Genomic DNA, 6,775 nt, shown 5'->3' on the forward strand with positions numbered 1-6,775 from the left:
TCGTACTCGACGTGCGCCGTGTTGATCGTGATGCCGCGCGCCTTCTCTTCCGGCGCCGCGTCGATCTGGTCGTACGCCTTCGCTTCACCACCGAACTTCGCCGACAGCACCGTCGTGATCGCCGCCGTCAGCGTCGTCTTGCCATGGTCCACGTGACCGATCGTCCCAACGTTCACGTGCGGCTTGGTCCGCTCGAATTTGCCTTTTGCCATTTTTCGCGCTCCTAGCGGTCGAGATTGACAGTGCTGAAAAAACTGGTGCCCATGGCGCGGATCGAACGCGCGACCTCTCCCTTACCAAGGGAGTGCTCTACCACTGAGCCACATGGGCAGGTCTCTTGTGTCCTGTCGACACAGGGCTGACAACCTCAGGCAGTCAAGCCTCTGACGACATCACAACGTCTCCGTGAAGATCCGTGGAGCGGGAGACGGGAATCGAACCCGCGTCATTAGCTTGGAAGGCTAGGGTTCTACCATTGAACTACTCCCGCCCGGGAGCCCCACCCGCCCCGGCCAGAACCCCATCGACACATCGAGGGAACCCGACCGGAACGGTCTTGCAACAACAACGTCTAGCGGTCTAGCAACTTACAGAATATGTTTCGCCGTGGTGGAGGAGGCTGGATTCGAACCAGCGTAGGCGTAAGCCAACAGATTTACAGTCTGCCCCCTTTAGCCACTCGGGCACCCCTCCGCGGCGAACTCGGGACTATACATCGAGTTGGTGACACTGGCAAACCAGGGCTGCAAAAAATGACCTCGCCACAGCCGTCGACGCCCGGATAATCGCGCCCGCCCCAGCATTTCCCGCGGGCGATCCGGAGGAGAGAACCCCATGACCAAGACCATCCTGGCCGCCGCGGTGCTCGCGTTGTCGGCCTCCGCCCAGGCACAGAGCCAGTACCCGTCCGACACCGGCCCAGGCCCTGGCGTGCGGATTCGCCCGTTCCTCGGCCTCGGCCTGACCTGGGGCGGCGACAAGCTCGACTCGGTCGAGTTCGAGGACGGCCACAGCACGTCGATCCGCGCCGGCGGCCTGGTCGACGTGAAGGCCGGCGTCGACGTGCATTTCGACAGCCCGTTCTCGGCGCAGATCAGCGTCGGCTACCACTTCCAGACGATCCGCGGCGAGACGCGCTCCGGCGACGACGGCCGCAAGACCTTCGAGCGCTACCCCGTCGAGGTGCTGGGCCACTGGGACCTGAGCGACCAATGGCGCCTCGGCGGCGGGCTGCGCTGGTCGCAGAACGCGAAGTTCTCGTCCAGCGGCGCGCTCGACGTGGGCAATGTCGAGTTCGACTCGTCGACCGGCGTGGTGGTCGAGGGCGAGTACTTCGTGAGCCGCGCGGTCGCGCTGAAGCTGCGCGCGGTGCACGAGAAGTTCACGCTGAAGGGCTATTCGACCGCGCCGGAATACGACGGCAGCCACGTCGGCTTCTACGTCAGCTACTACTTCAACTGAGCCTGGCGCGCCTGGGCCCTCACCGGCTCCAGTCGATCGCGCCGCCGTGGGCCGACAGGTGCCGTTGCGCGGCACCGAAGTGCCCGTTGCCGATGAAGGGCACCGGCGGGCGCCGCGCCGACAGCGGCGACGGGTGGTTCGACGCCAGCACCAGCGCATCGGGCCCACCCTGCTCGCGGATCAGCGGCCCGAACTGCTGGGCATGCGCGCCCCACAGCATGTAGACGCAGGGCCGGCGCCGSCCCGCGACCGCGGCGACGATGCGCTCGGTCAGCGGCTCCCAGCCATGGCGTGCGTGGCTCGCCGGCGCGGCCTGCTCGACGGTCAGCGTCGTGTTCAGCAGCAGCACGCCCTGCGCGGCCCAGCCGGACAGGTCACCCGTCGCCGGCGCCTCGCCGAGATCGCGCACCAGCTCCTTGAGGATGTTGCGCAGGCTCGGCGGCAACGCGACGCCGGCCGGCACCGAGAACGCGAGCCCATGGGCCTGGCCCGGGCCGTGGTACGGGTCCTGCCCGAGGATCAGCACGCGGACCTCCGGCAAGGCCGTCAGTTCCAGCGCGCGCAAGGGCTCGGGCGGATAGACCACCGCCCCCTCGGCCACGCGCCGGTCGACGAACTCGACCAGGCCCTGCCCGGCCGCCGATTCGCGCCAGGGCCGCAGCACCTCGCGCCAGCCGAGCGGCGCGGCATCGAGCACCTGCGCCAGCGGCGCCTTCAGCGAGCCCTCCCCGCTCACCGGAACAGCTCGGCCAGCGCCACGCCCGGATCCGGCGCGCGCATGAACGCCTCGCCGACCAGGAAGGCATGCACGTTCGCGTCGCGCATGCGCTGCACGTCGGCGCGCGCGAGGATGCCGCTCTCGGTCACCAGCAGCCGGTCGCCGGGCACGTGCTTCAGCAGCCCGAGCGTGGTGTCGAGCGTGACCTCGAAGGTGCGCAGGTTGCGGTTGTTGATGCCGACCAGCGGCGTCTTCAGGCGCAGCGCGCGGTCGAGTTCGGCGCCGTCGTGCACCTCGACCAGCACCGCCATGCCGAGCGCCTGCGCCTGCGCTTCCAGGTCGGCCATCTGCGCATCGTCCAGCGACGCGGCGATCAGCAGGATGCAGTCCGCCCCCATCGCACGCGCCTCGAACACCTGGTATGCATCGATCATGAAATCCTTGCGCAGCACCGGCAGCGCGCAGGCGGCGCGGGCGGCCTTCAGGTAGTCGACCGAGCCCTGGAAGAACTGCCGGTCGGTCAGCACGCTGAGGCAGGCGGCGCCATGCTTCTCGTAGCTGGCAGCGATCTCGGCCGGCACGAAGTGCTCGCGCAGCACGCCCTTGCTGGGGCTCGCCTTCTTGACCTCGGCGATCACCGCCGCCGAGCCGGCGGCGATCTTGCCGCGCAGCGCCTTCGCGAAGTCGCGCAGCCCGCCCAGCGATTCCGCCTCGCGGCGCACCGAGGCTTCGTCGCGCAGCTTGCGGGCCGCCGCGATCTCTTCGCGCTTGACCGCGTTGATCTTGTCGAGGATGTCGCTCATGCTGCCTTCAACTTGTTGGTGACGGCCACGAACTGGCTCAGCTTGGCCAGCGCCTTGCCCGAGGCCACCGCCTCGCGCGCCATCCGCACGCCCTCGGTCACCGACGACGCGACGTTCGCGCAATACAGCGCCGCGCCGGCGTTCAGCAGCACGATGTCGCGCACCGGCCCGTCTTCGTTCGCGAACGCGCGCTGGATGCACTGCACCGACTCGGCCTTGTCGGCCACCTTCAGCACGCGGGTGTCGTAGACCGGCATGCCGAAATCGCTCGGGTGCACCATGTACTCGCGCACCTCGCCGTTCTTCAGCTCGCCGACCAGCGTCTCGCCCGACAGCGAGATCTCGTCCATGCCGTTCATGCCGTAGACCACCATCACGTGCTCCGAACCCAGGCGCTGCAGCACGCGCACCTGGATGCCGACGAGGTCGGCGTGGAACACCCCCATCAGCTGGTTCGGCGCGCCGGCCGGGTTGGTCAGCGGCCCGAGGATGTTGAAGATCGTGCGCACGCCGAGCTCCTTGCGCACCGGGCCGGCATGCTTCATCGACGCATGGTGGTTGGGCGCGAACATGAAGCCGATGCCGCATTCCTGCAGGCACTGCGCGACCTGTGCCGCATTCAGGTCGACGTTGGCGCCGAAGGCCTCGAGCACGTCGGCGCTGCCGGAACTCGACGACACGCTGCGCCCGCCGTGCTTGGCGATGCGCGCGCCGGCCGCGGCCGCGACGAACATCGCGGCGGTCGAGATGTTGAAGGTGTGCGCCGCGTCGCCGCCGGTGCCGCACAGGTCGACCAGGTGCGTCGTGTCGGCCACCACCACCGGCGTCGCGAACTCGCGCATCACCTGCGCGGCGGCGGCGATCTCGCCGATGGTTTCCTTCTTGACGCGCAAGCCCAGCGACAGCGCGGCGATCATCACCGGCGACATCTCGCCGCTCATGATGCGGCGCATCAGCGTCAGCATCTCGTCGTGGAAGATCTCGCGGTGGTCGATGACGCGGGCCAGGGCTTCGGTGTTGCTGATGGTCATGGTTCGTCTCTCGAGGATTCAGGCGCTCATGTGCTCGCGCACCGCGGCGATCGCGCGGTCGACGCCGGCGGCATCGACGTCGAGGTGCGTGACGAAGCGCAGCCGGTACAGGCCGGTCGCCAGCACGCCGCGCGCCTTCAGGTGGTCGAGCAGGCCGGCAGCCTTCGGGCCTTGCACGTCGACGAACACGATGTTGGTCTGCGGCGGCTCGACCGCGACACCCGGCACGTCGCGCAGGCCGGCGGCCAGGCGCTGCGCGAGCGCATGGTCGTCGGCGAGGCGCTCGACATGGTGGTCCAGCGCATGCAACACCGCGGCCGCCAGCACGCCGGACTGGCGCATGCCGCCGCCGAGCATCTTGCGCCAGCGGTGCGCGCCGCGGATGAAGGCCTTCGAGCCGACCAGCGCCGAGCCGACCGGTGCGCCGAGCCCCTTCGAGAAGCAGACCGACACGCTGTCGAAATGCGCCGCGATCTCGCGCGCGGCGATGCCCTGCTTCACCGCGGCGTTGAAGAGCCGCGCGCCGTCGAGGTGGGTCGCGAGGCCGCGCCGGCGTGCCAGGCCGGTCGCATCGGCCAGGTAGGCCTGCGACAGCACCTTGCCGCCGAGCGTGTTCTCGAGGCACAGCAGGCGCGAGCGGGCGAAGTGCGCGTCGTCGGGCTTGACGGCGGCGTCGATGTCGGCGAGCGCCAGCGTGCCGTCGGGCTGGTGCTCCAGCGGTTGCGGCTGCACACTGCCGAGCACCGCGGCGCCGCCGCCTTCCCAGCGGTAGGTGTGGGCCATCTGGCCGACGATGTATTCATCGCCGCGGCCGCAGTGGCTCATGATGCCGATCAGGTTGCTCTGCGTGCCGGTCGGCACGAACAGCGCCGCCTCTTTTCCGAGCAGCGCGGCGATGCCCTCCTGCAGCGCGTTGACGGTCGGGTCGTCGGCGAACACGTCGTCGCCGACCTCGGCGCAGGCCATCGCCTCGCGCATGGCCGGTGTCGGCCGGGTGATGGTGTCGCTGCGCAGATCGACGACGCCGTTCATCCGCGCAACTCCAGGAAGTTCTTCAGCATCGCGTGCCCATGCTCGGTGAGGATCGATTCGGGATGGAACTGCACGCCCTCGAGCGGCGTCTTCGTGCCGGCCAGCGCGGTGTGGCGCACGCCCATGATCTCGTCGTCCTGCGAGGTCGACGTGATCTCCAGCTCGGCGGGCAGCGTGTCGCGCTCGATCACCAGCGAGTGGTAGCGGATCACGGTGAACTGCTGCGGCAGCTCGGCGTACACGCCGCGCCTGTCGGTGGTGATGATGTCGGTCTTGCCGTGCATCTGCGTCTTCGCGCGGATGATCCTGCCGCCGAGCGCCGCGCCGATCGCCTGGTGCCCGAGGCACACGCCGAGGATCGGCAGCTTGCCGGTGAACTCGCGGATCGCGTCGACGCAGATACCGGCCTCGGCCGGCGAGCACGGGCCGGGCGACAGCACCAGCCGCTCGGGTTTCAGTTCGCGGATGCCGTCGAGCGTGATCTCGTCGTTGCGGAACACGCGCACGTCCTCGCCGAGCTCGGCGAAGTACTGCACCAGGTTGAAGGTGAAGGAGTCGTAGTTGTCGATCATCAGCAGCATGTGCTCAGGCCTCTGGATTCAGTGGGTTCGGGGCGACCGGCTGCCGTAGGCTGGGTCGCGGCGGAAGACTGGGGCGCCGCGTGCGGGCGCCATGAGGTGGGTTCAGGTCGTTGGCTTGCGCCAACGCCAACCGCGGAGCGTCGCTGTGAATGAACGCGTGGAGACCATGGGGCCGCATTATGGCTGCGCGCCGGGCTTCAGGGAAGACGGCGGGTATCATGCCGCCCACGTTGGTGCTCGCCGCGGCCGTCCGGTCGCGGCAGTGAAACGGGAATCAGGAAGACGAGCCCTGCCGGGGCGGATCCAACCTGAGCTGCCCCCGCAACGGTAAGCGGACGCCCTCCCCGGAGAGCGCTCCCGTGCGAATCGACCCACTGTCGGCCCCGGCCGATGGGAAGGGTGCACGGGAGACGTCCGCCAGCCCGGAGACCGGCCAACCCAGTGGGTGCGCGCCCGCGGCAACGCGGCGCATGCCTGTTCACGAAACCCTGCGGGGAAGCAGGGCGACGGCCGGTCTGTTGCGAGTTGTCCTTCGATGCAAGTCCCCGAGCTGCGCCCCGTGCGCTGCCCTGCCCTGCTGGTGTCCGCGCCCGCATCGGGCCAGGGCAAGACCAGCGTCACCGCCGCGCTGGCGCGCCTGCACGCCCGCCGCGGCCGCCGCGTGCGGGTCTTCAAGGCCGGGCCCGACTTCCTCGACCCGATGATCCTCGCCCGCGCCAGCGGCGCKCCCGTCCACCAGCTCGACCTGTGGATGGGCGGCGAGGCGCACTGCCGCGCGCTGCTGCATGACGCCGCGCAACATGCCGACCTGATCCTCGTCGAGGGCGTGATGGGGCTGCACGACGGCACGCCGTCCAGCGCCGACCTTGCGCTGCGCTTCGGGCTGCCGGTGCTGACGGTGATCGACGGCAGCGCGATGGCGCAGACCTTCGGCGCCATCGCGCACGGCCTCGCGAGCTACCGCGACGGCCTGACGCTGGCCGGCGTGCTCGCCAACCGCGTCGCCGGCGACAGCCACGCCGCGCTGCTGCGCGAGAGCCTGCCCGCCTCGATGCGCTGGTGGGGCGCGTTGCCGCGCGACGAGCAGATCGCGCTGCCCGAACGCCACCTCGGCCTGGTGCAGGCGGCCGAGCTCGATGACCTCGACGC

The 6,775-nt window shown here is 69.6% G+C and carries 8 protein-coding genes, 3 tRNA genes and 1 riboswitch; of the genes, 2 read left to right on the forward strand and 9 right to left on the reverse strand.

What is annotated here, in order from left to right; genetic code table 11:
* The 4 genes from AC1D1T_RS28470 to AC1D1T_RS28485 all read right to left on the reverse strand — a co-directional run.
* The coding region (locus AC1D1T_RS28470) for a GTP-binding protein (RefSeq protein WP_477992951.1) at positions 1-212 on the reverse strand (212 nt) is incomplete at its 3' end.
* A 43-nt stretch (positions 213-255) separates the two neighbouring features.
* Positions 256-330, reverse strand: a tRNA-Thr gene (locus AC1D1T_RS28475).
* An 86-nt stretch (positions 331-416) separates the two neighbouring features.
* A tRNA-Gly gene (locus AC1D1T_RS28480) sits at positions 417-490 on the reverse strand.
* A gap of 117 nt (positions 491-607) precedes the next feature.
* A tRNA-Tyr gene (locus AC1D1T_RS28485) sits at positions 608-693 on the reverse strand.
* Between the two features lie 141 nt (positions 694-834).
* On the opposite strand from AC1D1T_RS28485, the gene AC1D1T_RS28490 reads away from it, so the two are divergent.
* Positions 835-1,461 carry an outer membrane beta-barrel protein gene (locus tag AC1D1T_RS28490; protein ID WP_047510388.1) on the forward strand — a complete coding sequence of 209 codons (627 nt, stop codon included), beginning with the start codon at positions 835-837 and terminating at the stop codon, positions 1,459-1,461.
* Between the two features lie 19 nt (positions 1,462-1,480).
* Here the strand turns inward: AC1D1T_RS28490 and AC1D1T_RS28495 are convergent, their stop codons facing one another.
* Genes AC1D1T_RS28495 through AC1D1T_RS28515 form a run of 5 tightly spaced genes read right to left on the reverse strand, consistent with a single transcriptional unit; the run spans position 1,481 to position 5,626 of the window.
* Positions 1,481-2,197, reverse strand: coding sequence for a uracil-DNA glycosylase (locus AC1D1T_RS28495; RefSeq protein WP_477824835.1), 717 nt, complete (start codon positions 2,195-2,197; stop codon positions 1,481-1,483).
* Complete coding sequence (trpC, locus tag AC1D1T_RS28500) at positions 2,194-2,982, reverse strand: indole-3-glycerol phosphate synthase TrpC (RefSeq protein ID WP_465114948.1); 789 nt, start codon at positions 2,980-2,982, stop codon at positions 2,194-2,196. Before trpC ends, AC1D1T_RS28495 begins: the two co-directional genes overlap by 4 nt.
* Positions 2,979-4,013, reverse strand: a complete 1,035-nt coding sequence (trpD, locus tag AC1D1T_RS28505) for an anthranilate phosphoribosyltransferase (RefSeq protein WP_047510395.1) — start codon at positions 4,011-4,013, stop codon at positions 2,979-2,981. The genes trpC and trpD overlap by 4 nt, the downstream gene beginning before the upstream one ends.
* A gap of 18 nt (positions 4,014-4,031) precedes the next feature.
* A complete protein-coding gene (gene ltaE / locus AC1D1T_RS28510; RefSeq protein WP_477824836.1) occupies positions 4,032-5,045 on the reverse strand; it encodes a low-specificity L-threonine aldolase in 1,014 nt (337 codons plus the stop codon).
* Positions 5,042-5,626 carry an anthranilate synthase component II gene (locus AC1D1T_RS28515; RefSeq protein WP_477824837.1) on the reverse strand — a complete coding sequence of 195 codons (585 nt, stop codon included), beginning with the start codon at positions 5,624-5,626 and terminating at the stop codon, positions 5,042-5,044. Before AC1D1T_RS28515 ends, ltaE begins: the two co-directional genes overlap by 4 nt.
* A 214-nt stretch (positions 5,627-5,840) precedes the next feature.
* Positions 5,841-6,078: riboswitch (cobalamin riboswitch) on the forward strand.
* Positions 6,079-6,161: 83 nt separating this feature from the next.
* Here AC1D1T_RS28515 and AC1D1T_RS28520 point away from each other — a divergent pair.
* On the forward strand, positions 6,162-6,775 hold a 614-nt coding region (locus AC1D1T_RS28520), incomplete at its 3' end, for a nucleotide-binding protein (protein WP_477992952.1).

This window comes from Rhizobacter sp. P2_H3, from assembly GCF_056403355.1.

Excerpts from the sequence above, each read along its gene's own strand:
- AC1D1T_RS28490 (WP_047510388.1), top strand. The coding sequence starts at position 835 with ATGACCAAGACCATCCTGGCCGCCGCGGTGCTCGCGTTGTCGGCCTCC.
- trpC (WP_465114948.1), bottom strand. The coding sequence starts at position 2,982 with ATGAGCGACATCCTCGACAAGATCAACGCGGTCAAGCGCGAAGAGATC.
- trpD (WP_047510395.1), bottom strand. The coding sequence starts at position 4,013 with ATGACCATCAGCAACACCGAAGCCCTGGCCCGCGTCATCGACCACCGC.
- ltaE (WP_477824836.1), bottom strand. The coding sequence starts at position 5,045 with ATGAACGGCGTCGTCGATCTGCGCAGCGACACCATCACCCGGCCGACA.
- AC1D1T_RS28515 (WP_477824837.1), bottom strand. The coding sequence starts at position 5,626 with ATGCTGCTGATGATCGACAACTACGACTCCTTCACCTTCAACCTGGTG.